This is a genomic window from Cellulomonas sp. SG140 (assembly GCF_025770785.1).
In the GTDB taxonomy this organism is placed as follows: domain Bacteria; phylum Actinomycetota; class Actinomycetes; order Actinomycetales; family Cellulomonadaceae; genus Cellulomonas.
The window spans coordinates 356,958-381,283 of sequence record NZ_JANZLA010000002.1 but is presented as its reverse complement, the minus strand read 5'-3'; the positions used below and the strand labels follow the sequence as shown (position 1 = coordinate 381,283).

The following is a 24,326-nucleotide window of genomic DNA, read 5'->3' as shown; positions in this document are numbered from 1 at the left end:
GGGCAGTCGCGACGCCCGCACTAGCATGCGGGAGTGATCTCGCTGACCGGCAAGGACCCCGCACGCCTGTCCGTCGACGCCCTGGTGGTCGCCACCGCAGAGCGCGACGGCGCTCCCCGGCTGCTCGGCGCCGACTGGCTGCCCGAGTCCCTGCGCGCCTCGCTGTCGTCGGACGCCCGGGCGCTCGGCATCACGGGTGCGACGGGTGAGGTGCGGCGCGTCCCGGCGACGGGGTTGTCGGCTCGCGTGCTCGTCCTGACCGGGACGGGGACCGCGGCTCCGGATGCCGAGGCGCTGCGCCGCGCGGCCGGGGCGGCGACCCGCGAGCTCGCCGGGGTCGGCTCGGTCGCGCTCGCGCTGCCCGCGGACGACGTCGCCCGGGTCGCCGCGGTCGCCGAAGGTGCGCTGCTCGGCGCCTACACCTTCACCCGCTACCGGGGCACGGCCACCTCGGCGTCCGCCGCGTCGCCCGTCGCCGAGATCCAGGTGGTCACCGGGCTGGCGAAGGACAAGGCGGCGGCTGCCGCGCTGGACCGTGCGCAGGTGCTCGCGGCCGCCGTCCACGCCGCGCGCGACCTGGTCAACATGCCGCCGAACGAGCTCTACCCCGCGGCGCTCGCCGACGCCGCCCGAGCCGCGGCGCGGGAGGTCAAGGGCGTCAAGGTGACGGTCCTGGACGAGAAGGCCCTGGCCGCCGGTGGCTTCGGCGGGATCCTGGGCGTCGGGCAGGGATCGGTGCGACCACCCCGTCTGGTGAAGGTGACCTACGCACCGTCCCGGGCCCGCGGCCACGTGGCGCTGGTGGGCAAGGGCATCACTTTCGACTCCGGCGGGCTGTCGATCAAGACGGCGGACGGCATGGTCGGCATGAAGTCCGACATGGCGGGAGCCGCCGCCGTGCTGCACACCGTGCTGGCGGCCGCGCGCCTCGGGCTGCCGGTCGCGGTGACGGGTTGGCTCGCCGTCGCCGAGAACATGCCCTCCGGGACCGCGCAGCGCCCCTCGGACGTGCTGACGATGCGCGGGGGCACCACGGTCGAGGTGCTCAACACCGACGCCGAGGGCCGGCTGGTCATGGCCGACGCGCTGGTGGCGGCCGTCGAGGAGAAGCCCGACGTCGTGCTCGACATCGCCACGCTCACCGGTGCCCAGGTGGTGGCTCTCGGTGACCGGGTGTCGGCGGTGATGGGATCGGACGAGGTCCGTGGCGAGGTCGTGGCGGCCGCGGACCGGTCCGGTGAGCCGTTCTGGCCCATGCCACTGCCCGCGGAGCTGCGCGCAGGCCTGAAGTCGCAGGTCGCCGACCTGTCCAACATCGGCGAGCGGTTCGGCGGCATGCTGACGGCCGGGATCTTCCTGCGCGAGTTCGTCGGGGGCACCCCGTGGGCCCACCTCGACGTGGCAGGCCCCGCCTTCAACTCCCGCGAGCCGCACGGCTACACACCGCTCGGCGGGACGGGTGCCGGGATCCGGACGCTGCTCGCACTGATCGAGGCGCGCGCCGACCGGTGAGGCCCCGGCCACGCGCGGACGGCGGCCGATCAGCTTCCCGGACGCTCCGCCGGTTCGGCGCCGCCGCGGCGCTGCGCCGCCCTGGTGCGGGAGGTCCAGTCCCGCATGCGCTGGGGATAGCCGGTCCGCTGCACGTCGTACACCGGGATGCCGAGCTCTCGGGCGATCGCGCCGGCCGCCCGGGCGTCCGGGACGCGCCGCCGGGTCCACTCCCCGTCCGTCGCCACGAGCATCACGGTGCTCGGGGTCACGTGGGTGGCCGGCTCGACGTACGCCTCGACCCCCACCCGGGTCGCGACGAACTCGCGCAGGTAGGCCACCGTCGCCTCGCGCGCCTTGCGGTCGGTGAGCGCCGCCGCGGGTCCGGCGGTGCGCGCCGGGCGAGATCGACGGAACCAGGACATGCGGCGAGCCTAACGGCGCAACGCGCGCACTTCGGGCGTTCCCGGTGGTAGAAACACATGGGACGAATGTCTCAGGGATCACACCAGCACGGGTCCGACGCCGGTTCGATCACCAGGGTCGGTGATGACAAGATGGACGTTGGACCTAGATCCCTTGTCAACCGAGGAGCAAGCCTGTGGCCGACACCCACGCTTTCGACATCGTCGTCCTAGGCGCAGGGAGTGGCGGCTACGCCGCTGCCCTGCGCGCTGCGGAGCTCGGCAAGAGCGTGGCACTCGTCGAGGCGGACAAGGTCGGCGGCACGTGCCTGCACCGCGGCTGCATCCCCACCAAGGCGCTGCTGCACGCAGCCGAGGTCGCGGACGAGGCGCGTGACGGGGCGCACGTCGGCGTGCACGCGACGCTCGAGCGCATCGACATGGGCGAGGTCAACCAGTACAAGGACGGCGTGATCTCCCGCCTGTACAAGGGCCTGCAGGGCCTGGTGTCCTCGCGCAAGATCGAGGTCGTGCAGGGCTGGGGCACACTGACCGGACCCAACACCGTCCAGGTCGGCGACCGCACGCTCACCGGTGAGCACATCGTCCTCGCCTCGGGGTCCTACGCCCGCTCGCTGCCGGGCCTGGAGATCGGCGGCCGGGTGATCACGTCCGACCAGGCGCTGCAGCTGGACTGGATCCCCAAGAGCGCGATCATCCTCGGTGGTGGCGTGATCGGCTCGGAGTTCGCGAGCGTCTGGAAGTCGTTCGGTGCGGACGTGACGATCATCGAGGCACTTCCGCACCTGGTGCCCAACGAGGACGAGGCCGTCTGCAAGGCGTTCGAGCGTGCGTTCCGCAAGCGCGGCATCAACTTCTCCGTCGGCGTCCGGTTCGCCGGCGTGACGCAGAACGACGACGGCGTGCACGTGTGGCTGGAGGACGGCAAGGCGTTCGACGCCGACGTGCTGCTGGTGGCCGTGGGCCGTGGACCGGCCACCTCGGGCCTCGGCTACGAGGAGCAGGGCGTGCGGGTGGACCGCGGCTTCGTCCTGACCGACGAGCGGCTGCACACCGGGGTGGCGAACATCTACGCCGTCGGCGACATCGTCCCCGGGCTGCAGCTGGCGCACCGCGGGTTCGCCCAGGGCATCTTCGTCGCCGAGGAGATCGCCGGCCTGAACCCCGCTCCGATCGTCGAGTCGGGCATCCCCCGCGTCACCTACTCCAACCCCGAGGTGGCCTCCGTCGGCGTCAACGAGGCGAAGGCGCGCGAGCTCTACGGCGCCGAGAACGTCGTGTCGCTCGAGTACAACCTCGGCGGCAACGGCAAGAGCCAGATCCTCGGAACGCAGGGATTCGTCAAGCTGGTCCGGAAGGTCGACGGTCCGGTGGTCGGCGTCCACATGATCGGGGCCCGCGTCGGTGAGCTGGTCGGCGAGGCCCAGCTGATCGTGAACTGGGAGGCCTACCCGGAGGACGTCGCCGCGCTGGTGCACGCCCACCCGACGCAGGACGAGGCCATCGGCGAGGCATTCCTCGCGCTGGCCGGCAAGCCGCTGCACGCGCACAACTGAGCAGAGTCGAAGGAGACCGGAGTCGTCATGTCCCAGAACGTGCAGCTTCCCGCACTCGGTGAATCGGTCACCGAGGGCACCGTCACCCGCTGGCTGAAGAACGTCGGCGACCACGTCGAGGTCGACGAGCCTCTGCTCGAGATCTCCACCGACAAGGTGGACACCGAGATCCCGTCGCCATTCGCCGGCGTCGTGGAGCAGATCCTCGTCCCCGAGGACGAGACGGCCCAGGTGGGCGCGGTCCTCGCCGTGATCGGCGACGGCACCGGTTCGGCACCCGCACCGAGCGGCGACGCGGGTCAGGGAGCCACGCAGGCGCCTGCCGAGGAGCCCGCCGCGGAGCAGCCGACGGCACAGGAGCCGCCGCAGCAGCCGGCCGAGCAGCACGAGGAGTCGGCACCCGCCGGCACCCCCGAGCCGACACCCGCAGCCGCGGCCGACGAGGCGCCGTCGACCGGCGGTCCGGGCCAGGAGGTGCGGCTGCCGGCGCTCGGCGAGTCCGTCACCGAGGGCACCGTCACACGCTGGCTCAAGCAGGTCGGCGACTCCGTCGAGGTCGACGAGCCGCTGCTGGAGATCTCCACCGACAAGGTGGACACCGAGGTCCCGTCACCGTTCGCCGGCACCGTGCAGCAGATCCTGGTCCAGGAGGACGAGACGGCACAGGTCGGCGCTGTCCTCGCGGTGATCGGCAGCGGCGCTGCCGCCGCGGCTCCGGCGCCCAGCACGCCGGAACCGCAGGCCGCGACTCCGGCGCCGGCATCGGCCCCTGCCCCTGCACCGGCAACTGCACCTGCGCCGAGCGCGGCACCGGCGCCGGCACCCAGCCCGGCACCGGTCCCCGCTGCCCCGGTTCCTGCCGTCAGCGCCCCCGCCGTCGAGCAGACCGCGTCCGGTGCCTACCTGACGCCGCTGGTGCGCAAGCTCGCCGCCGAGAAGGGCGTCGACACGGCCGCACTGCGTGGCACCGGGGTCGGAGGGCGCATCCGCAAGGAGGACGTCCTGGAGGCCGCCGCCCGTGCCGAGGCGGAGCGTGCGGAGGCGGCGCGACGCGCCGTGGAGCAGGCGGCCGCACCGGCCGCAGCGCCGGCCGCCGCAGCAGCGGCGCCCGCGACCGTCCCGGCCGTCTCGCCGCTGCGCGGGACCACCGAGAAGGCCAGCCGCCTGCGGCAGATCATCGCGGAGCGGATGGTCGAGGCGCTGCACACGCAGGCGCAGCTGACCACGGTGGTCGAGGTCGACGTCACCAAGGTGGCCCGGCTGCGCGCACGGGCCAAGGACTCGTTCAAGGCGCGGGAAGGCGTCAACCTGACGTTCCTGCCGTTCTTCGTGCTGGCCGCCGTGGAGGCGCTGAAGGCCTACCCCAAGGTGAACGGGGTCCTCGAGGGCAACCAGATCACCTACCACGGCAGCGAGAACGTCGGCATCGCCGTGGACACCGAGCGTGGGCTCGTGGTGCCGGTGATCCGTGACGCCGGTGACCTCAACCTCGCGGGCGTCGCCCGCAAGATCGCGGACCTCGCAGGTCGCACACGGGCCAACAAGGTCGGCCCGGACGAGCTCAGCGGCGCCACCTTCACGGTGACGAACACCGGCTCCGGCGGCGCGGTCATCGACACGCCGATCGTCCCGGGGGGCACCTCGGCGATCCTCGGCACCGGGGCGATCGTCAAGCGTCCCGTCGTCGTCGCCGGCGAGGACGGCGCGGACGTCATCGCCATCCGCTCGATGTGCTACCTGTGCCTGTCCTACGACCACCGGCTGGTCGACGGGGCCGACGCGTCGCGGTACCTGATGGCGATCAAGCGCCGCATCGAGGAGGGCGCGTTCGAGGCCGAGGTGGGGCTCTAGGCCCCGACGGACGAGGGGAGGAGCAGGGCGTGCGCGTCGTCGTCGCCGGTTCGCACGGCCTGATCGGCAGCGCCCTGCTCCCCCACCTCGTGGACTCCGGCCACGAGGTGCTCCGTCTGGTTCGCGGACGTCCCGCCGGCCCCGACGAGCTGCCGTGGGACCCGGACCGGGGCCGCCTCGACCCAGCGCTGCTGCACGGCGTCGACGCAGTGGTGAACCTGGCCGGCGTCAACGTCGGCAGCCGACCGCTGACACCCGCTCGGAAACGACAGGTGATCGGCTCGCGGCTGCGCACCACCGGCTTGATCTCGGCGACGCTCGCCGCAGACCCGGACACCCCGCGGATCCTGCTGCAGGCCTCGGGGATCGGCGCCTACGGCGACCGTGGTGACGACGTGCTCAGCGAGGCGGAGCCGTTCGGCAGCACCTTCTTCGCCGAGGTGGTGCGCCGTTGGGAGGCGGCGACGCAGCCGGCGACGGACGCGGGCGTCCGGGTCGTCCACCTGCGGACCGGCATCGTCCTCAGCCCGAACGGCGGGGCGCTCGGGCGGCTGCTCCCCCTCATCCGGTGGGGGCTGGGCGGCCCGCTCGGCTCGGGACGGCAGTTCTGGGCCTGGATCACGCTGCTCGACGAGGTGCGGGCGATCACCCACCTGCTGAGCAGCGACGTCGCGGGGCCGGCCAACCTGGTCGCCGAGCCGGCACGCAACCGTGACGTGGTCGCCGCCCTCGCGGCGGAGTGGCACCGGCCGGCCGTCCTGCCGGCGCCGGCGTGGGCGCTGAGGCTGGTCCTCGGTGACTTCGCCCCCGAGGTCCTCGGCTCGGTGCGCGCCGTTCCGACGACTCTCGCGGCGTCGGGCTTCCTGCCGGAGCACCCCGACATCGCCACGGCCGCCTCGTGGCTCAGGGCGCAGCTCCCGGCTGGCTGACGGACCACACCCGCCAACCGGCGGCCGTCCACCGCAGGTGGAGCAGCACGGTTCGGGGCGCCGCAGCTGCGGCGGTGGTGCGTCGTCCGTCGGTTCCCACGACCACGTAGCCGGACGTCGCCGAGCTGACCGACACGTCAGCCTCGTCCTGCGTCGGCGTCCCGGTCACCGAGGCGGAGTCGACACGCGCGCTGAGCCCCTCGGCGCCGCCCCCGCCCAGCGATGCGATCACGTCGGCGTCGGCCCGGGCCGCCGGCCCGCCCGTCACCGCGACGTCCGCCACCCGGTCGGCCGAACCCGATCGCAGCACGTCGGCCCTGCGCCGCGTCAGCTCCGCCGCGGCCCCGGCCGGGTCGCTGCGGTCGAGCAAGGGCTCCGGGGTCGCCGAGACCTCCCTCGTCGCAGGGTGCGCGAGGACGTGCCGGCCGATCCCGACGGCGGCGACCAGCAGAACGCTGGCGGCGACTGAGACGACGACCCGGCGCCGCGCGGACCGCGGCGCAGCGGCAGGTGGTCGACGTCGGGTGGTTCTCGTCGTGCCGCCCGACGAGCGCGGTAACGGTCGGCGCTCGGTCCCTCCCGAGACCGGGAACGGACGCCGCATCCCTGCGACAAGGGAGGCGCCCGCCAGCGCGGCGGCGTCCGGCAGCCGCACGGCCTCCGGCTCCGCGGTGGCGAAGCACCGTGCCACGACCTCGTCCGCCGAGCAGCCGCCGGCCAGCAGCTCGTCGAGCACCGGGCGAAGCCGTGGGACGGACGCTGGCCCCGCGAGCAGGGCACCGTCCTCCTCGGGCATCACGCCGACGACCGTCGAGAGCAGACGCGACAGGTCGTCCTCAGGCAGCGCGGTGCCCACCAGGCCCGGTCGCGGTGCGACGAGCACGGGCCGACCGTCCGGCTGGACCACGACGTTGTCCGCCTCGACGGCACCGTGCGCCAGGCCGGCGGCGCCGAGCGCCGACAGCACCTGGCACAGGGGGACGAGCAGCGTCACGCACTCCCCGTCCGTCATCGGGGCGCGCGCACGCCGGACCGCGCCCAGGCTCACCCCGACGACGTGGTCGACCAGCACCCCAGTGCGGCCGGGATCGATCGGTGTCACGGCACGCACCTGACCCAGGTGCGGGTGCTGGAGCTCCGCGAACCGGTGGACGCGGTCGACCAGCCGCTCGTCGGCGGCCGCCATCAGGACCAGGAGCTCGAAGGCCGGCGACTCGTCCTCCGGTCGCCGCGCCAGCCACCCGCCCGCCGTGCCCGTACCGCCCGTCGCGAGAAGTCCGAGCGCCGTCAGGGCACGGTCGACGTCGATCGGGGGCATGTCGGGCACGCCGACATGAAAGCGGAGCGCCGACCGGGACGGTGCCCCCCCGTCCACAGGGTTCGGCCTCAGGCGAGCGGCACGGCCCGGTGCTCGCGCGCCGACACGAGGGCGGCGTCCAGCACCCGTGCGGTGCGGACGGCGTCCCACGGGTCGACCGGCGGAGGACCTCCGTCCGTCACCCAACGGACCACGTCGCGGTACAGGTCCACGTGGCCACCGGGCGCCCGCGGGACCGGCGTCCGCTCGTCGCCGCGCACCAGCCAACCCTCGAATCCCGGACGGCCGACGGACAGGTCCAGCAGCTCGAACGGCGTCGGCTCACCCTCGTAGTGCGTCACGAGGTACGCAGCCTCGTCACCGAGCACCCGGGTACGCGGCCCCGGTGCACCGACGAGGCTGCCGGCCTGCAGGTGGCTGATGACCGAGTGCCCGTCGGCGTCAGGGGCGTGCGTGAGCGCCATGAACACGTCGTCGAACGCGGGCGTGGTCAGCGTGCGCAGCTCCGCCGTCACGGACACCGCGGGGCCGAACAGCTGGATCGCGGAGTCCACCAGGTGCGCGCCGAGGTCCAGCAGCAGACCACCCGCCTGGACGTCCTGCTCCTTCCAACGGTGCTGGGGCTGGGGCCGGAACCGTTCCCACCGGCGCTCGAACCTGTGCACCCGGCCCAGCTCCCCGGCGGCCAGCACCGCGCGCAGCGTGAGCTGCTCGGGGTCCCACCGTCGGTTCTGGAAGACCGTCAGCCGACCACCGACCTCGTTCGCGAGGCGCACCAGCTCCGCCGCCTCGTGCTCCCGCGGTGCGAGCGGCTTGTCGACCACGACGGGCAGCCGCGCCTGCAGCAGCGGCGCGACGCTGCTGACGTGGTCCCCCGTCGGGCTCGCGACGACGACGAGGTCCAGCTCCGCGGCGTGCTGCACGAGGGATGCGACGTCCGGCACCACGCGAGCACCCGGCCAGTCGGCGTGCACCTGCTCCGCCCGCCCCCGGGTCACCACGCAGGTCACCCGCTGCCCGAGCTCGCGCAGCAGACGCCCGTGGATCCCCCGACCCGAGCCGCCGTACCCGACCAGACCGACCCGCAAGGACTCCATCCACCCAGCCTACGGGGACCCCCGCAGGGTCCGACGCGCGGCGCGGGTTAGCCTGCCGGCATGCGGTTCGAACCCCTGGACCTCGGTGGCACCCTCTCCCCCTACGTGCCGACGTGGGACCTGCAGCGTCGGGTCCATGCCCGCGTGGCCGACGACGAGCAGGAGGACACGGTCCTGCTGGTCGAGCACGAGCCGGTGTACACGGCAGGCAAGCGCACGGCCACGGCGGACCGCCCGGTCGACGGGACCCCGGTGGTCGACGTCGACCGCGGAGGCCGCATCACGTGGCACGGCCCTGGTCAGCTCACCGGCTACCCGATCGTGCGGCTGGCGGAGCCGGTCGACGTCGTCGCGTACGTCCGTGCGTTGGAGGAGGCGCTCATCCGCACCTGTGCCGATCTCGATCTCACCGCGGTGCGGGTGGAGGGGCGCAGCGGCGTGTGGTTCCCGGCCGACCCGCCCGGGACTCCGTCGGCTCGACGCGAGCGGAAGGTCGCCGCGATCGGGGTCCGGGTCGCTCGCGGTGTCACGATGCACGGCTTCGCGCTGAACTGCTGCTGCGACCTGCACCAGTTCGACCGGATCGTGCCGTGCGGCATCGCCGACGCCGACGTCACCAGCCTCTCGGCCGAGGCCGGTCGCACCGTGACGATCGACGAGGTGGCCCCCCTGGTCGGCCGTCACCTCGTCACCGCGCTCGATCCGCTCCTCGCGGCGCCGGCTCTCGCACGGGGGTAGATCGTCGCCTGGTGCGACCGCATCGGCGCGGCGGTCCGCTCCGGACCACCGGTCGGCGGCCGCCGCCTCAGAAGGTGTCGCTGTCGGCCTCCCGCGCAAGCGCTCGAAGCTCCTCGTCGATGCCGAGCGCCCAGTCGCGGACCTCCTCCAGGTCGCGGTAGTCGCCCGGCTGGGCGTGCACCAGCGCGACGAGCGCGCGCTCGGAGATGTTCAGCTCGGCGCGTTCGAGGCGGCCCGGGAACATCCGCACACCACGGGCGCCGACGGCCTTGGCCACCTCCGTCACGTCGTCCGGGACCACCGGGGCGCTCGCCGGCTCTCCGACAGGGCCCGACCAGAAGAGCCACGCGGGTCGCTCCCGCAGCTGCCCGGCGCGCCGGTCGACGAGGTCGCGCACACCGAGCGCGAGCCGCCCGACGTAGACCGCAGAACCCAGCACCACGGCGTCGTACCCGGTGACGTCCTCGACCTCGTCCGGACCGATCTCCGCGACGTCGTGGCCCGCGTCGCGCAGCACCGCCGCGACGACCTGACCCATCTCCCGCGTACCGCCGTGGCGCGACGACACCGACACCAAGACGCGCATGCGTGCCTCCTCCCGGGCGATCCCCCCGCTCGGCCTCCCCTGACGCCGCGCCCAACCTCTCCAGCGTGTCGTGAGGTGGGGCGGGGTGCGCGGGACCCAGGTCCCTGCGAGGTCCCTGCGACGGGTCCGGGCCGCGGACCGCGGGAAGGCACGGCCGAGGCCGGCGTTAGTCTGACCTTCGTGACGATCGCACCCGAGGGACGCCGGATGCTGCGGGTCGAGGCCCGGAACGCAGAGACGCCGATCGAGCGCAAACCCGAGTGGATCCGCACCCGCGCGACGATGGGCCCGCAGTACGACGAGCTGAAGCACCTCGTCCGCCGCGAGGGCCTCCACACCGTGTGCGAGGAGGCCGGCTGCCCCAACATCTTCGAGTGCTGGGAGGATCGCGAGGCGACCTTCCTCATCGGGGGCGGCACGTGCACCCGGCGATGCGACTTCTGCCAGATCGACTCGGGCAGGCCGGAGCCCTTCGACGCCGACGAGCCGCGCCGCGTGGCCGAGTCCGTCCAGGCAATGGGCCTGAAGTACGCCACGGTCACGGGCGTCGCCCGCGACGACCTGCCGGACGGCGGTGCGTGGCTCTACGCCGAGACCGTGCGCCGCATCCGTGCGGTCAACCCCGGGACCGGCGTCGAGCTGCTGATCCCGGACTTCGACGCCCGTCCCGAGCGGCTCGCCGAGGTGTTCGGCTCCGCCCCGCAGGTGCTCGCGCACAACCTGGAGACGGTGCCGCGGATCTTCAAGACGATCCGGCCCGGATTCCGCTACGAGCGGTCGCTGTCCGTGCTCACCGCGGCGCGTGAGGCCGGGCTGGTCACCAAGTCCAACCTGATCCTGGGGATGGGCGAGACGACGGACGAGGTGCGGGAGGCACTGGTCGCCCTGCACGAGGCCGGGTGCGACCTGATCACGATCACCCAGTACCTGCGGCCGTCGGTGCGGCACCACCCGGTGGACCGGTGGGTGCGGCCCGAGGAGTTCGTCGAGCTGTCCGACGAGGCCCGCCGGATCGGGTTCGCCGGCGTGATGGCCGGCCCGCTGGTGCGCTCGTCGTACCGGGCCGGGCGACTGTGGGCCCAGGCCATGGCGCGGCGCGGCGCGACCGTCCCGGCCGGCCTCGAGCACCTGGCGGAACCCACGACGGCGCGCCAGGAGGCGGCCTCGGTGCTCGCCCGCACCGCTGGTCGCTGAGCCTCTCCGCTGCGCAGGAGGCCGTTCGGCCGTCGGTAGACTCGCGTCCCATGGCCCGCGCGAGCACACCGCCGTCACGCCCTGCCAAGGGCGCCGCCGGCACCACCGACACCGCCCCCAAGAAGGTCCGCTGGTACACCCAGGTCTGGACCGCCTACCAGATGACCCGGAAGCACGACCCGGCGATCACCTGGTTGATCCTCGCGGTGTTCTTCGGCATCGTCGCGATCGGCCTCGTGGTCGGGCTCCTCGTGCACTCGCTGATCTACATGCTGGTGCTGAGCATCCCGTTCGCGGCGCTGGGCGCGATGTTCGTGCTGGCGAGGCGCGCGGAGACCGCTGCCTACACCCAGATCGAGGGTCAGCCCGGTGCATCGCGCGCCGCGCTCGGCACGATCCGCAAGGGCTGGACCTTCACCGAGGAGCCCGTGGCGGTGGACCCCCGCACGCAGGACCTGGTGTTCCGCGGCCTGGGCCGAGCCGGTGTCGTGCTGGTCAGCGAGGGGCCCGCGAGCCGCGCGGGCAAGCTGCTCGAGCAGGAGCGCAAGCGGACCGCGCGGGTGATCTCGGGCGCCCCCATCACCGTCATGCAGATGGGCGACGAGCCCGGCCAGGTACCCCTGCGCAAGCTGCCCCGTGCGGTGCAGAAGCTGCGTCCCCAGCTGACCAAGGCGGAGGTCGCCGAGGTGAGCAAGCGGCTCACGGCACTGGGTGGGATGCGCCTCCCGATGCCGAAGGGCATCGACCCGACCCGGATGCGCCCCGACCGGCGCGGTCTGCGCGGGCGCTGACCGACCGGTTCAGCGCCGGACGATCACCGTCCCGCCCGCGCGGTCGTGCAGGCCTCGGCCCTCCCCGTCCTGCACGACGGCGGGGATCACGAGGAGCAGCAGGACGGTCCGCACGGCGGCCCGGACGAGCCCTGGTGGGCGGCCTGGGTCGGATACCGGACTACCCGAAGAGACGCGGCGGTCAGTGCCCGCTCCGGCCCCGACGGCGGGCGCCGTCCGCACGCGCAGGTTGAGCAGCCGGTGCCCCAGGGTGTGACCGACCGTGCCGACCAGCAGCACGTTCTCCAGCGCGAAGATGCCGAGCGTCGCCGTGGGGTCACCCCGCACCAGCGAGAACGTCGCGGCCCGAGAGCTGGGGAACAGCGCGCCCGAGATCAGCAGGCAGGCGAGCCAGTCCACCGCCAGGGCGAGCAGCCGGCGGCCGGTCCGTGCCGGCGACCCCGGACCGGACACGGGCAGCCCGAGCCTGGTGCCGGCACCGGCCCCGGAGGTCACGTCGCCCTCGAGCCCCGAGCCCATGTCCTCACGTCGTGCCACGCCGCCAGCCTAGGAGAAAGGTCCCGGACGACCGTCCGGGTCGTCGCACGGCGGTCACACCGGGCGTCCTCACGTAACACCGCCGAAACAGACGTGGCACCGGCGCGTCATCACGTGCGCCTAGCCTCTGCGCAGGCCCGAGCACACGGGCTGGACTCAACCGAGGAGCAGCGGATGTTCAGCAAGCCAGAGGAAGTCCTGGCGTTCATCAAGAGCGAGGACGTCAAGTTCGTCGACGTCCGGTTCTGTGACCTGCCCGGCGTCATGCAGCACTTCAACGTCCCCGCGGCGTCCGTCGACGACGACTTCTTCGTCAACGGTCAGATGTTCGACGGTTCGTCGATCCGCGGCTTCCAGGCGATCCACGAGTCGGACATGAAGCTGATCCCGGACGTGACGACGGCCTACGTCGACCCGTTCCGCGTGGAGAAGACGCTGAACATCAACATGTCGATCGTCGACCCCTACACCGACGAGCCCTACAGCCGCGACCCGCGCCAGATCGCCGCCAAGGCAGAGGCGTACCTGCGCTCGACCGGCATCGCGGACACCGCCTTCTTCGCACCGGAGGCCGAGTTCTACATCTTCGACTCCGTGCGCTTCCAGACTCGCCAGGACGCCGGCTTCTACTTCATCGACTCCATCGAGGCCGCGTGGAACAGCGGCCGCGAGGAGGAGGGTGGCAACCTCGGCCACAAGACGCCCTACAAGGGCGGCTACTTCCCCGTCGCGCCGGTGGACCAGTTCGGGGACATCCGCGACGAGATCTCGCTGCTGCTCGACGAGCTCGGCCTGCAGGTCGAGCGCGCGCACCACGAGGTCGGCACCGCGGGCCAGGCGGAGATCAACTACCGCTTCGACACGCTGGCCAAGTCGGCCGACAAGGTGCAGCTGTTCAAGTACGTGGTGAAGAACGTCGCCCACCAGAACGGGCGCACCGCCACCTTCATGCCGAAGCCGCTGTTCGGCGACAACGGCTCGGGCATGCACGTCCACCAGTCGCTCTGGAAGGACGGCGAGCCGCTGTTCTTCGACGAGAAGGGCTACGGCGGCCTGTCCGACATCGCCCGCTGGTACATCGGCGGCCTGCTCAAGCACGCGCCGTCGCTGCTCGCCTTCACCAACCCGACGGTGAACAGCTACCACCGCCTGGTGCCCGGCTTCGAGGCGCCCGTCAACCTGGTCTACTCGGCTCGCAACCGGTCGGCATGCATCCGCATCCCGGTCACGGGCTCGAGCCCGAAGGCCAAGCGCATCGAGTTCCGCGTGCCGGACCCGTCGAGCAACCCGTACCTCGCCTTCTCGGCGATGCTGATGGCTGGTCTCGACGGCATCCAGAACCGCATCGAGCCGCCGGAGCCGGTCGACAAGGACCTGTACGAGCTGCCCCCGGAGGAGCACGCGCTCATCCAGCAGGTGCCGGGCTCGCTGCCCGAGGTGCTCGACAACCTCGAGGCGGACCACGACTGGCTGACCGCCGGCAACGTGTTCACCCCGGACCTGATCGAGACCTGGATCGACTACAAGCGCTCCGCCGAGGTCGACCCGATCCGGCTGCGGCCGCACCCGCACGAGTTCGAGCTCTACTACGACGTCTGATCGTCAGGGGCCGCGGCTGCTCCCGTGAGCCCCTGACCAGCGGTACCGCCGGCCCGGCCACCCTCGTGGTGCCCGGGCCGGCGTGCGTCTACGGCTGACCCCGCGGCTGCCCCGGACGGTCAGCCGTAGAAGACGCGCTCGACGACCGCCCGGGCCCGGCGTGCTGTGCGCAGGTACTCCTCCTCGAGCGTCGCGCCCGAGCCGGCGGGGTACCCCATCACGCGGGCGACGCCTGACAGCGCGGTGTGGTCGTGCGGGAGGACGTCCGTGTGCGGGCCGTCGGTGCGCCCGGACCACAGCACGTTCGCGTCGCGCAGCCGGGAGGCGAGCTCCCACGCCGCCGCGAGCACCGCACGGTCCTCCTCCGCCAGCAGACCGGCAGCGGTCGCGGCCGTGAGCGCCTCGAGGGTGGACGTGGTGCGCAGGCCCTCGACCTCGTGCGCGTGCTGCAGCTGGAGCAGCTGAGCGGTCCACTCGACGTCGCTGATCCCGCCCCGCCCGAGCTTGAGGTGCCGGGCCGGGCTGACTCCGCGCGGCAGCCGCTCCGCCTCGACCCGGGCCTTGATGCGCCGGACCTCACGGACCGCCGCCGGGTCCAGACCTCCGGCGGGGTACCGCACGCGGTCGATCAGGGCGCGGAACCGCCCGGCGAGCGCCACGTCGCCCGCGACCGGTCGCGCACGCAGCAGCGCCTGGGCCTCCCACGTCGCGGACCAGCGGCCGTAGTACTCCGCGTAGGAGTCGAGCGTGCGAACCAGCGGACCGTTGCGGCCCTCGGGCCGCAGGTCGGCGTCCACCGCGAGCGCCGGCTCGGGGCCGACGTCCCCGAGCAGGGCGCGCAGCTGGCTGGCCACGGCGGTGGCGAAGTCCTGAGCGAGGGTGGGCTCGACCCCCGGGAGCGGGTCGTGGACGAAGAGGACGTCGGCGTCCGACGAGTAGCCCATCTCGCGCCCGCCGAGGCGACCCATGGCGACCACGAGCATCCGGGTCGGGTCGGCATCCAGTCCCCGCTCGGCGCGCGCCTCCCACCGGCTCACCCGCAGCGCACCCGCCAGGACCGCGTCGGCCGCCACCGTGAGGCTGTGCGACGCCCTGATCCCCGTGGTCACGCCGAGCACATCGGCCGTCGCCGTGCGGGCCAGCTCCCGCCGGCGCAGCGCGCGGAGCGCCGTGGCTGCCGCGACGCGCTCGTACGACCTGGTCAGGATCGCGTCGGCCTCCCCCTCGAGGCGCTGGGCGTCGCGCGGCTCCAGCTCGGCGTCGTCGTCCAGCCAGACGACCGACTCGGGTGACCGCGTCAACGCGTCGGCGACGTAGCGGGAGGTCGACAGCACGCGAGCCAGCCGCTCGGCCGCCGTGCCGGAGTCGCGCAGCAGCTTGAGGAACCAGTGGGTGCTGCCGAGCTCGTCCGACAGCCGCCGGAACGCGAGCAGGCCGCCGTCCGGGTCCGGCCCCGCGGCGAACCACCCGAGCATCACGGGCAGCAGCTGGCGCTGGATGGCCGCCCGTCGGGACAACCCCTCGCTGAGGGCGGCGATGTGCCGCAGGGCACCCCCGGGGTCCCGGTAGCCGATCGCCTCCAGCCGGTGCCGCGCCGCCTCCGGCGCCAGGGTGACGTCCGCCTCGGACAGCCGCGCGGTGGCGGGGAGCAACGGCCGGTAGAACAGCTCCTCGTGCAGGCGCCGCACGTCGCGACGCACGGACCGCCACCGTTCGAGGAGACCCTCGGCCCCCTCCGTGCGCATCCCGACCGACCGGGCCAGACGGCGCAGGTCCGGCTCGGCCTGCGGCAGCAGGTGGGTCCGCCGCATCCGCCACATCTGCACCCGGTGCTCGAGGACCCGCAGGAAGCGGTAGCAGGCGGCCAGCTGCGCGGCGTGCTCGCGCCCGACGTACCCGCCCGCCGCCAGGGCCGCGAGCGCAGTCAGCGTGCTGCCGCTGCGGATCGACTCGTCGGCGCGGCCGTGCACCAGCTGCAGCAGCTGCACGGTGAACTCGACGTCGCGCAGACCGCCGACGCCCAGCTTGATCTGACGGTCCGCCTCCGCGGCGGGCACGTGGCGCTCCACCCGGCGCCGCATCGCCTGCGCGTCCTCGACGAAGTTCTCCCGCCGCACGGCGGCCCAGACCATCGGCTGCGTCATCTCGACGTACGCGCGCCCCAGCTCGACGTCCCCCGCGACGGGCCGTGCCTTCAGCAGCGCCTGGAACTCCCAGGTCCGGGCCCACCGCTCGTAGTAGGCGCGGTGGCTGGCCAGGGTCCTGACCAGGGGCCCGTCCTTGCCCTCCGGCCGGAGCGCCGCGTCGACCGCCCACAGCGCAGGCTCTCCGGACGGTGTCGAGCACGCCCGTGCCAGCCCCGCGGCGAGCCGCGCGCCGACCGCGATCGCCTCGTCCTCGGCGGTGCCCTCCACCGGCTCGACGACGTACACCACGTCGACGTCGGAGATGTAGTTCAGCTCGCGACCGCCACCCTTGCCCATGCCGATGACAGCCAGCCGCACGCCGGGCGCCCCGTCCGGGAACTCCGCCCGTGCCAGCGCGAGACCGGCTTCGAGGGCGGCGCCGGCGAGGTCGGCGAGCGCGGCCGCCACCGCAGGAAGCCGGGTCAGCGGGTCGTGGCTCGTGACGTCCGCCGCGGCGATGCCGAGCAGGTGCCGGCGGTAGGCCCGACGCATCGCGTCGACGCCGGGCGCGCCGGCCAGGCCGGCGACGGGCACCGCGGCGGACGGGTCCGCCTCCACCGCGCGCAGCAGGTCGGCGCGGACGGAGGTCGCATCGACCTCGACGCCCGGGACGTCGTCGAGCACCACACGCAGGCCCTCCGGCCGCGCGACCACGACGTCGCCCAGCGCCGCCGACGCGCCGGCCAGGGAGAGCAGGCGCTCGCGCGCGGGGCCGGCCTCGGTGACGGCGGCGACCAGGGCCGCCGTCAGGTCCGGGTGCGGGCCGACCGCACCGGCCACCTTCGCGAGGGTCAGGAGCGCCTGGTCCGGGTCCGCGACCGCGCCCAGCAGCTCGGGCAGGTCGTCGGCGGCCTGCGGCCACACGGCGAGCAGCGCCCGGTCCGTCAGCAGCCGCTCACCTCGTGGCACGTCGGCAACGCCTGCCCGGGACAGCCGGGCGGCGAGCGACTGGCCGCGGCCGTGCGTGGTGCCGACGGTCATCGGTCAGACCAGAGGCAGGAACCGCTGCAGCTCGAACGGGGTGACCTGCGCCCGGTACTCCCGCCACTCCTCGCGCTTGTTGCGCAGGAAGTAGTCGAAGACGTGCTCCCCCAGCGCCTCGGCCACCAGCTCGGACCGCTCCATCACCTCGATGGCCGCCTCGAGCGACGTCGGCAGCGGCTCGATGCCGAGCGCACGCCGCTCCGCATCGGTCAGCTCCCAGACGTCGTCCTCGGCACCCTCAGGCAGCTCGTAGCCCTCCTCGATGCCCTTGAGACCGGCGGCGAGCAGCACCGCGAACGCCAGGTACGGGTTCGCTGCCGAGTCGACCGCGCGGTACTCCACCCGGCTCGAGTTGCCCTTGCCCGGCTTGTAGAGCGGCACCCGCACGAGCGCGGACCGGTTGTTGTGGCCCCAGCAGATGTAGCTCGGCGCCTCGGCACCGCCCCACAGCCGCTTGTAGGAGTTGACGAACTGGTTGGTCACCGCGGTGATCTCCGCGGCGTGCCGCAGCAACCCGGCGATGAACGACCGGCCGGTCTTGGAGAGCTCGAGGTCGGCGCCGGCCTCGTGGAACGCGTTCTTGTCTCCCTGGAACAGGGACAGGTGCGTGTGCATGCCGGACCCGGGCGCCGCGAACAGCGGCTTCGGCATGAAGGACGCGAACACCCCCTGCTCGAGGGCCACCTCCTTGACCACCGTGCGGAACGTCATGATGTTGTCCGCAGTAGTGAGCGCGTCGGCGTAGCGCAGGTCGATCTCGTTCTGCCCCGGACCGGCCTCGTGGTGGGAGAACTCCACCGAGATGCCCATGGACTCGAGCATCGTGATCGCGGCCCGACGGAAGTCGTGGGCGGTGCCCCGCGGGACGTGGTCGAAGTAGCCGCCCTGGTCGACGGGCACGAGGGTCTGCGTCGGGTCGGCCGGCGCCTCGAACAGGTAGAACTCGACCTCGGGGTGCGTGTAGAAGGTGAACCCCTTGTCGCTGGCACGGTCCAGCGCGCGCTTGAGCACCTGGCGGCTGTCCGCGAGGGACGGCGCACCGTCCGGGGTCAGCAGGTCGCAGAACATCCGGGCGGTGCCGTGCCGTTCACCGCGCCACGGCAGCACCTGGAACGTGGACGGGTCCGGGCGGGCGATCATGTCGGCCTCGTACACCCGGGTCAGGCCCTCGATGGCCGAGCCGTCGAAGCCGATGCCCTCGGAGAAGGCCTGCTCCAGCTCGGCGGGTGCGACGGCGACCGACTTGAGGATGCCGAGCACGTCCGTGAACCACAGCCGGACGAACCGGATGTCCCGCTCCTCGACCGTCCGGAGCACGAATTCCTGCTGCCTGTCCATGGGTCACATCCTTCCCTATGACCAGGCGTGCAGCCGCCCCTGGCACGTCGGCGCGGCGGTCGCCGTCCGGACCCCTCGATAGGCTCCCAGCCATGGCCCGACCTCGCATCGCCCTGGCCCAGATCGACACGTGCGTCGGGGACGTCGACGGGAACGTCGAGACGGTGCTCGCCTGGTCCCGTCGCGCTGCCGCGGCCGGTGCCCACGTGGTCGTCTTCCCCGAGATGACCCTCACCGGCTACCCGATCGAGGACCTCGCGCTGCGGGCGTCCTTCCGGCGCGGGGCCCAGGCGGGGCTCGAACGACTGGCCTCCCGGCTCGTCGAGGAGGGGCTGGGCGAGCTGACCGTGGTGGTCGGCACCATCGGCGAACGGCGGCTCGGCCCACGCAACGACGCCCAGGCGGACGCGGCGGCTCGGGCCGCGGTCCGGGCCACCAACCGGGCGGTGGTGCTGCAGGGCGGGGAGGTGCTGGCCCGGTACGACAAGCACCACCTGCCCGAGTACGGCGTGTTCGACGAGAGCCGGATCTTCACCCCGGGGCACGAGGTGTGCGTGCTGGACGTCCTGGACCGACGTGTCGCCGTGGTGATCTGCGAGGACATCTGGCAGGACGGCGGACCTGTGACGGCCCTCGCAGACGAGGACCTCTCGCTGCTCCTCGTGCTGAACGCCTCGCCGTACGAGGAGGGCAAGGGGCACGTCCGCACGGCGCTGGCTGCGCGTCGCGCGCACGAGGTCGGGGCGCCGGTCGCCTACGTCAACCTCGTCGCCGGCCAGGACGACCTGGTGTTCGACGGCGGCTCGTTCGTGGTCGGGCGCGACGGCCAGGTGCTGGCCTATGCACCGCAGTTCGTGGAGCACCTGCTCGTCTGGGACCTGGCGGAGGACGACGAGCCCGAGGTGCCGGGCCCGCGCGCGGCACCCCTGACCGCGGACGAGGAGGTGTACCGGGCGCTCGTCCTAGGGCTGGCGGACTACGTCCGCAAGAACGGCTTCCGCTCCGTGGTGCTCGGGATGTCCGGTGGCATCGACTCGGCGCTGTGCGCCGCCATCGCGGCCGACGCGATCGGCGGGGAGCACGTCGTCGGTGTCTCGATGCCGTCCGTCTACTCCAGCGGGCACTCCAAGGACGACGCCGCCGACCTCGCACAACGGATCGGTGCGGACTACCGCGTGCAGCCGATCGCGCCGATGGTGGACGCGTTCCAGGGGCAGCTGCACCTCGAGGGGCTCGCCGAGGAGAACCTGCAGGCCAGGGTCCGCGGCGTCACGCTGATGGCCCTCTCCAACGCCGAGGGCCACCTGGTGCTCGCCACGGGCAACAAGACCGAGCTGGCCGTCGGCTACTCGACGATCTACGGCGACGCGGTCGGCGGGTTCGCGCCGCTGAAGGACGTGGACAAGTCACGCGTGTGGGCCCTCGCCCGCTGGCGCAACCACGCCGCGCTCGACGGCGTGTTCCGGCCCGACGAGGTGCCGCCGATCCCCGAGTCGTCGATCACGAAGCCGCCGTCGGCGGAGCTGCGGCCGGGACAGGTCGACCAGGACTCGCTGCCGCCGTACGACCTGCTGGACACGGTGCTCGACGCGTACGTCGAGAACGCCGAGGGACGGGCCGAGCTGCTCGCTCGTGGTTTCGCACCGGAGGTGGTGGACAAGGTGCTTCAGCTGACCGACAGAGCCGAGTGGAAGCGCCGGCAGTACCCGCTCGGTCCGAAGGTGACCGCGCTGGCGTTCGGCCGGGACCGGCGGCTGCCCGTCACCACGCGTTGGCGCGAGCTGTGAACGCCCCGCAGCGCGTGCGGGTCCAGCACCTCCAGGCCGCCAAGGACCGCGGCGAGCGGTTGGTGATGCTCACCGCCTACGACGCCGTCACGGCGCGCATCTTCGACGAGGCGGGCGTGGACCTGCTGCTGGTCGGCGACTCGATCGGCAACACCATGCACGGGTACACCAGCACGCTGCCCGTCACGCTCGACGAGATGGTCGTCGCCGGACGTGCCGTCGCGGGTGCCGCCCACCGGGCCTTCGTCGTCGTCGACCTGCCGTTCGGCACCTACGAGGCCGGACCGGAGCAGGCCCTGGCCACGGGCGTCCGCGTCCTCAAGGAGACCGGTGCCGCAGCGGTCAAGCTCGAGGGCGGCCGGCGGGTGGCAGCCCAGATCCGGGCGCTGACGGACGCCGGCATCCCGGTGGTGGCGCACCTGGGGTACACCCCGCAGTCCGAGAACCTGCTCGGCGGTCCGCGGGTGCAGGGGCGCGGCGACGACGGGGCCGACCGGCTGCGCGAGGACGCGGTCGCCGTGGTGGACGCCGGCGCCGTCGCCGTGGTGCTCGAGATGGTGCCGTCGCCGGTCGCTGCGTCGGTCACGTCGATGCTGCGCGTGCCGACCATCGGGATCGGCGCGGGCGCAGGCTGCGACGGCCAGGTGCTCGTCTGGGTGGACATGGCCGGCATGACCGACTGGACGCCGCGGTTCGCCAAGCGCTACGGCGAGCTCGGCTCCGCCCTCGGTGCTGCAGCACGCGCGTTCGCCGACGACGTCCGGGCCGGCGCCTTCCCGGACGCGGAGCACGAGTTCGGCGCCTGAGCGCCGGCCCGTCGGCCGTGCCGGTCAGCCGCGATCGGCCTCGTCCTGGCGGTCCCACGCCTCGGTGCGCTCGTGCGCGGTCTGCAGGGCCCGGGCCGCTGCCTCGCGCGTCGGGTAGGGGCCCATCAGCACGCTCCAGTCGCTGTGCCGTCCCTCCTCCACCTCGTGCGTCTGGGTGTTGAAGTAGAACTCGGTGGCCATGGCGGGCTCCCTCCGAGGGATCGGCGGTGGGGTCGTCTTTCGTAGACTGCCAGGTATGCCGCCGGTGCACGCGTCACGAGCCCCCCTGACCCCGGGGCGGCTGGGCCCGCGCCGGACCGTCCCCGGATCCATCGAGCGACCGGAGTACGTCGGTCGGCCGGCACCTCGACCCTGGACGGGCAGCAACGTGCTGGAGCCGGAGACGGTCGAGCGCGTCCGCATCGCCTCGCGCATCGCGGCGCAGGCGCTGGCGGAGGTCGGGCGCCACGTGGCGCCCGGGGTGACGACGGACGAGCTCGACGCCGTCGGTCACGAGTTCCTCCTCGACCACGGCGCCTACCCGTCGACCCTCGGCTACCGCGGCTTCCCCAAGTCGCTGTGCACGTCCCTCAACGAGGTGATCTGCCACGGCATCCCGGACTCGACGGTCGTCGAGGACGGCGACATCGTCAACATCGACATCACGGCCTACATCGGCGGCGTGCACGGCGACACCAACGCGACGTTCCTGGCCGGTGACGTGGACGAGGAGTCACGGCTGCTCGTCGAGCGGACGCACGAGGCGCTCGCGCGTGGCATCAAGGCCGTCGCACCGGGGCGCGAGCTCAACGTGATCGGCCGGGTGATCGAGCGGTACGCGGCTCGGTTCGGGTACGGCGTGGTCCGCGACTACACCGGCCACGGAGTCGGGCCGGCCTTCCACACAGGCCTGGTGGTGCCGCACTACGACGCCGCACCGGCGTACGACACCGTGATCGAGCCCGGCATGGTGTTCACCATCGAGCCGATGCTCAACCTCGGCACCCCGGACTGGCTGATGTGGGACGACGACTGGACGGTCGTCACGGCCGACGGCCGGCGCAGCGCGCAGTTCGAGCACACCCTGCTGGTCACCGACACCGGAGCGGAGATCCTGACGCTGCCATGAGCGACAACTCGATCCTCGGCAAGAGCAAGATCCACACCGCGTTCGGCATCGACATCGGCGGGTCCGGCATCAAGGGCGCCCCGGTCGACCTGCGCACGGGCGAGTTCGCCGCGGACCGGGTGCGGATCCCGACACCGCAGCCCGCCACGCCGGACGCCGTCGCGCGCACGGTGGCCGAGGTGGTGGACTCGTTCAAGCTGCGCCGGACGGTGCCGATCGGCGTCACCTTCCCGGCGGTGGTGCTGCACGGCGTCGCGCAGTCCGCGGCGAACGTCGACCCGTCGTGGATCGGCACCGACATCGAGAAGACGCTGCGGGCGGCCACCGGCCGGCGCGTGCTGGCCGTCAACGACGCGGACGCCGCCGGCTTCGCGGAGGTCGAGTACGGGGCCGCCCGCGGGGTGCCGGGCCTCGTGATCGTCGTCACGCTCGGCACGGGGATCGGCACCGCGCTGATCAACGACGGCGTGCTGGTGCCCAACACGGAGCTCGGCCACCTGGAGATCGACGGGTTCGACGCCGAGACCCGCGCGTCCGACGCTGCTCGGGACCGCGAGGACCTCAGCTGGGAGCAGTGGTCCGAACGCCTGCAGAGGTACTTCTCGGTGGTCGAGAAGCTCTTCTGGCCCGAGCTGTTCGTGGTCGGCGGCGGGGTGAGCAAGAAGTACCAGGAGTTCCTCCCCCGCCTGACGCTGCGGGCGCCCATCGTCCCGGCTGCCCTGCGCAACGCGGCGGGCATCGTCGGCGCGGCCCGGCTGGCTGCCCGGGCGCACTGAGCGGACCCCGCGGCGCCGGGCCCGGGACCTACCGGTGCTCGGCCGCGTGCCGGGCCTGCTCCCGCTGCAGCCGCAGCACGAGCCGGTAGAGCACGTCCCGGGTCCGCTCCGAGGGGTCGACGAGCGTCGCGCCGTAGCGGGTCCCGGTGCTGGACGGCTCATGCCGTACCACGCGGAGCCGGAGGTCGACGAGCTCCTCGCCGACGGGCAGCCCCAGCCGGAGCGTCGCACCCTCGCGGAGCTCCTCGGGCGCCATGAACCGCGCGCCCGTGGCCGAGACGTCGAGCACGGTGACCCTCAGGCTCGCCGGGCTCGCACCGCCCTCGAGCGTCGCGACGCAGCTGCAGCGGTAGGCCGCGCGGGCCGCCGCCCGGCGCTGGTGACGGGCGAGGTCCTCCACGACGACGACGTCGACCGCGGCACCGTCATCACGTGCCTCGACGGCCGCCACCAGGCCGGCGTACGAGCACACGCCGCGGACGGGGTCGAGCACCGTCACCCCGATGGTGTCGCCGGGGTGCAGGCCGGGCAGGGCACCGTCGGCGCGCATCCGCAGCACGCCGTCGGCGTACTCGGTGACGTAGCCGCCGACGTCGCCGCTCGGCGTCGCGACCCGGCAGCCGGCAAGCTCGTGCACCCGCATATCCTCGCGCGCCGAATGCCCGGCGAACGACAGCGTCCACCGCGCGGCGGCGCGCGCCCCGGTCGGGACCGGCGGTGCTGCGGATGAGTCAGTCGATACGCCGGGTTCTGTGCCCGGTCACGGTCTCCCGCGACCGGGTGGCGGCCATCCATCTACGACGTACGTTGCCGCACGCCTCCAGCGGCCTACCCGGGAGCTCGGGCGGGCAGCCCTCGAACGCTCCCTGTCTGGCCTTGCTCCGGGTGGGGTTTGCCGAGCCGCACCGGTCGCCCGGTGCGCTGGTGGTCTCTTGCACCGCCGTTTCACCCTTGCCGGTCCCCGGAGGGGCCGGCGGTCTGTTCTCTGTGGCACTGTCCCGCGGGTCACCCCGGGTGGGTGTTACCCACCACCCTGCCCTACGGAGCCCGGACGTTCCTCGGCGGGCCTCCCTGCGGAGTCCCGACGCGGCCGCCTGACTGACTCATCCGCGCTGACCAGGGTAGCCGACGACGATCTCAGGGTTCGTCCAGGGACTTCCCGGATCCATCGTGGGCGGCGCCGCCGGAAAGATGGTCCCGTGACCCCC

21 protein-coding genes and 1 other RNA gene are annotated in these 24,326 nt (G+C 73.2%); 12 read left to right on the top strand and 10 right to left on the bottom strand.

Annotated elements, in window-relative coordinates; translation table 11 throughout:
- The first annotated feature begins 33 nt into the window (after positions 1-33).
- Positions 34-1,512 (top strand): leucyl aminopeptidase, encoded by a 1,479-nt coding sequence (locus N0B34_RS05580; RefSeq protein ID WP_263730324.1) that lies wholly within the window; start codon positions 34-36, stop codon positions 1,510-1,512.
- Positions 1,513-1,541: 29 nt separating this feature from the next.
- Here the strand turns inward: N0B34_RS05580 and N0B34_RS05575 are convergent, their stop codons facing one another.
- Positions 1,542-1,916 (bottom strand): oxidoreductase, encoded by a 375-nt coding sequence (locus N0B34_RS05575; protein ID WP_263730323.1) that lies wholly within the window; start codon positions 1,914-1,916, stop codon positions 1,542-1,544.
- Positions 1,917-2,092: 176 nt separating this feature from the next.
- On the opposite strand from N0B34_RS05575, the gene lpdA reads away from it, so the two are divergent.
- Genes lpdA through N0B34_RS05560 form a run of 3 tightly spaced genes read left to right on the top strand, consistent with a single transcriptional unit; the run spans position 2,093 to position 6,252 of the window.
- Entirely contained in the window at positions 2,093-3,472 is a 1,380-nt protein-coding gene (gene lpdA, locus N0B34_RS05570; protein ID WP_263730322.1) for a dihydrolipoyl dehydrogenase, read from the top strand.
- 27 nt (positions 3,473-3,499) lie between these two features.
- Positions 3,500-5,323 carry a 2-oxoglutarate dehydrogenase, E2 component, dihydrolipoamide succinyltransferase gene (gene sucB, locus N0B34_RS05565; protein WP_263730321.1) on the top strand — a complete coding sequence of 608 codons (1,824 nt, stop codon included), beginning with the start codon at positions 3,500-3,502 and terminating at the stop codon, positions 5,321-5,323.
- A 29-nt stretch (positions 5,324-5,352) separates the two neighbouring features.
- Positions 5,353-6,252 (top strand): TIGR01777 family oxidoreductase, encoded by a 900-nt coding sequence (locus tag N0B34_RS05560; RefSeq protein WP_263730320.1) that lies wholly within the window; start codon positions 5,353-5,355, stop codon positions 6,250-6,252.
- Here the strand turns inward: N0B34_RS05560 and N0B34_RS05555 are convergent.
- Together N0B34_RS05555 and N0B34_RS05550 are read right to left on the bottom strand one after the other, a co-directional pair.
- A complete protein-coding gene (locus N0B34_RS05555) occupies positions 6,227-7,579 on the bottom strand; it encodes a hypothetical protein (protein WP_263730319.1) in 1,353 nt (450 codons plus the stop codon). The genes N0B34_RS05560 and N0B34_RS05555 overlap by 26 nt on opposite strands.
- Positions 7,580-7,638: 59 nt before the next feature.
- Positions 7,639-8,667, bottom strand: coding sequence for a Gfo/Idh/MocA family oxidoreductase (locus tag N0B34_RS05550; RefSeq protein ID WP_263730318.1), 1,029 nt, complete (start codon positions 8,665-8,667; stop codon positions 7,639-7,641).
- 60 nt (positions 8,668-8,727) lie between these two features.
- Here N0B34_RS05550 and lipB point away from each other — a divergent pair, with 60 nt between their 5' ends.
- The gene (lipB, locus tag N0B34_RS05545; RefSeq protein WP_263730317.1) at positions 8,728-9,405 is read left to right on the top strand and encodes a lipoyl(octanoyl) transferase LipB; all 678 of its coding nucleotides are present in this window, start codon (positions 8,728-8,730) and stop codon (positions 9,403-9,405) included.
- A gap of 67 nt (positions 9,406-9,472) precedes the next feature.
- On the opposite strand, the gene N0B34_RS05540 is transcribed toward lipB, so the two are convergent.
- Positions 9,473-9,991, bottom strand: a complete 519-nt coding sequence (locus N0B34_RS05540) for a flavodoxin domain-containing protein (RefSeq protein ID WP_263730316.1) — start codon at positions 9,989-9,991, stop codon at positions 9,473-9,475.
- Between the two features lie 180 nt (positions 9,992-10,171).
- Between N0B34_RS05540 and lipA the strand changes: the two genes are divergently transcribed.
- On the top strand, positions 10,172-11,185 hold the full coding sequence (gene lipA, locus N0B34_RS05535) for a lipoyl synthase (protein ID WP_263730315.1): 1,014 nt from the start codon (positions 10,172-10,174) through the stop codon (positions 11,183-11,185).
- Between the two features lie 50 nt (positions 11,186-11,235).
- A complete protein-coding gene (locus tag N0B34_RS05530) occupies positions 11,236-11,976 on the top strand; it encodes a DUF4191 domain-containing protein (RefSeq protein WP_263730313.1) in 741 nt (246 codons plus the stop codon).
- A gap of 9 nt (positions 11,977-11,985) precedes the next feature.
- On the opposite strand, the gene N0B34_RS05525 is transcribed toward N0B34_RS05530, so the two are convergent.
- On the bottom strand, positions 11,986-12,513 hold the full coding sequence (locus N0B34_RS05525; RefSeq protein WP_263730312.1) for an RDD family protein: 528 nt from the start codon (positions 12,511-12,513) through the stop codon (positions 11,986-11,988).
- Between the two features lie 174 nt (positions 12,514-12,687).
- On the opposite strand from N0B34_RS05525, the gene glnA reads away from it, so the two are divergent.
- Positions 12,688-14,112, top strand: coding sequence for a type I glutamate--ammonia ligase (gene glnA / locus N0B34_RS05520; protein ID WP_263730311.1), 1,425 nt, complete (start codon positions 12,688-12,690; stop codon positions 14,110-14,112).
- Between the two features lie 119 nt (positions 14,113-14,231).
- Here glnA and N0B34_RS05515 read toward each other — a convergent pair whose 3' ends face one another.
- Together N0B34_RS05515 and N0B34_RS05510 are read right to left on the bottom strand one after the other, a co-directional pair.
- Complete coding sequence (locus N0B34_RS05515; protein WP_263730310.1) at positions 14,232-17,279, bottom strand: bifunctional [glutamine synthetase] adenylyltransferase/[glutamine synthetase]-adenylyl-L-tyrosine phosphorylase; 3,048 nt, start codon at positions 17,277-17,279, stop codon at positions 14,232-14,234.
- Positions 17,280-17,282: 3 nt separating this feature from the next.
- Entirely contained in the window at positions 17,283-18,620 is a 1,338-nt protein-coding gene (locus tag N0B34_RS05510) for a glutamine synthetase family protein (RefSeq protein WP_263730309.1), read from the bottom strand.
- Between the two features lie 92 nt (positions 18,621-18,712).
- Here N0B34_RS05510 and N0B34_RS05505 point away from each other — a divergent pair, with 92 nt between their 5' ends.
- Together N0B34_RS05505 and panB are read left to right on the top strand one after the other, a co-directional pair.
- The gene (locus N0B34_RS05505; RefSeq protein WP_263730308.1) at positions 18,713-20,407 is read left to right on the top strand and encodes an NAD+ synthase; all 1,695 of its coding nucleotides are present in this window, start codon (positions 18,713-18,715) and stop codon (positions 20,405-20,407) included.
- Positions 20,404-21,213: a 3-methyl-2-oxobutanoate hydroxymethyltransferase gene (gene panB, locus N0B34_RS05500; protein ID WP_263730307.1), complete on the top strand. Its 810-nt coding sequence runs from the start codon at positions 20,404-20,406 to the stop codon at positions 21,211-21,213. Before N0B34_RS05505 ends, panB begins: the two co-directional genes overlap by 4 nt.
- Positions 21,214-21,237: 24 nt before the next feature.
- Here the strand turns inward: panB and N0B34_RS05495 are convergent, their stop codons facing one another.
- Positions 21,238-21,414 (bottom strand): SPOR domain-containing protein, encoded by a 177-nt coding sequence (locus N0B34_RS05495; RefSeq protein ID WP_263730306.1) that lies wholly within the window; start codon positions 21,412-21,414, stop codon positions 21,238-21,240.
- 55 nt (positions 21,415-21,469) lie between these two features.
- Between N0B34_RS05495 and map the strand changes: the two genes are divergently transcribed.
- Complete coding sequence (gene map / locus N0B34_RS05490; protein ID WP_263730305.1) at positions 21,470-22,342, top strand: type I methionyl aminopeptidase; 873 nt, start codon at positions 21,470-21,472, stop codon at positions 22,340-22,342.
- Complete coding sequence (ppgK, locus tag N0B34_RS05485) at positions 22,339-23,118, top strand: polyphosphate--glucose phosphotransferase (RefSeq protein WP_263730304.1); 780 nt, start codon at positions 22,339-22,341, stop codon at positions 23,116-23,118. The genes map and ppgK overlap by 4 nt, the downstream gene beginning before the upstream one ends.
- Before the next feature lie 28 nt (positions 23,119-23,146).
- Here ppgK and N0B34_RS05480 read toward each other — a convergent pair whose 3' ends face one another.
- Both N0B34_RS05480 and rnpB read right to left on the bottom strand, forming a co-directional pair.
- On the bottom strand, positions 23,147-23,755 hold the full coding sequence (locus tag N0B34_RS05480) for a PilZ domain-containing protein (protein ID WP_263730303.1): 609 nt from the start codon (positions 23,753-23,755) through the stop codon (positions 23,147-23,149).
- An 86-nt stretch (positions 23,756-23,841) separates the two neighbouring features.
- Positions 23,842-24,224: RNase P RNA component class A (gene rnpB / locus N0B34_RS05475), an RNA gene on the bottom strand.
- Positions 24,225-24,326 lie beyond the last annotated feature (102 nt).

Excerpts from the sequence above, each read along its gene's own strand:
- sucB (WP_263730321.1), top strand. The coding sequence starts at position 3,500 with ATGTCCCAGAACGTGCAGCTTCCCGCACTCGGTGAATCGGTCACCGAG.
- lipB (WP_263730317.1), top strand. The coding sequence starts at position 8,728 with ATGCGGTTCGAACCCCTGGACCTCGGTGGCACCCTCTCCCCCTACGTG.
- ppgK (WP_263730304.1), top strand. The coding sequence starts at position 22,339 with ATGAGCGACAACTCGATCCTCGGCAAGAGCAAGATCCACACCGCGTTC.
- N0B34_RS05530 (WP_263730313.1), top strand. The coding sequence starts at position 11,236 with ATGGCCCGCGCGAGCACACCGCCGTCACGCCCTGCCAAGGGCGCCGCC.
- N0B34_RS05495 (WP_263730306.1), bottom strand. The coding sequence starts at position 21,414 with ATGGCCACCGAGTTCTACTTCAACACCCAGACGCACGAGGTGGAGGAG.
- N0B34_RS05575 (WP_263730323.1), bottom strand. The coding sequence starts at position 1,916 with ATGTCCTGGTTCCGTCGATCTCGCCCGGCGCGCACCGCCGGACCCGCG.
- map (WP_263730305.1), top strand. The coding sequence starts at position 21,470 with ATGCCGCCGGTGCACGCGTCACGAGCCCCCCTGACCCCGGGGCGGCTG.
- N0B34_RS05510 (WP_263730309.1), bottom strand. The coding sequence starts at position 18,620 with ATGGACAGGCAGCAGGAATTCGTGCTCCGGACGGTCGAGGAGCGGGAC.
- glnA (WP_263730311.1), top strand. The coding sequence starts at position 12,688 with ATGTTCAGCAAGCCAGAGGAAGTCCTGGCGTTCATCAAGAGCGAGGAC.
- N0B34_RS05540 (WP_263730316.1), bottom strand. The coding sequence starts at position 9,991 with ATGCGCGTCTTGGTGTCGGTGTCGTCGCGCCACGGCGGTACGCGGGAG.
- N0B34_RS05505 (WP_263730308.1), top strand. The coding sequence starts at position 18,713 with ATGGCCCGACCTCGCATCGCCCTGGCCCAGATCGACACGTGCGTCGGG.
- N0B34_RS05550 (WP_263730318.1), bottom strand. The coding sequence starts at position 8,667 with ATGGAGTCCTTGCGGGTCGGTCTGGTCGGGTACGGCGGCTCGGGTCGG.
- N0B34_RS05515 (WP_263730310.1), bottom strand. The coding sequence starts at position 17,279 with ATGACCGTCGGCACCACGCACGGCCGCGGCCAGTCGCTCGCCGCCCGG.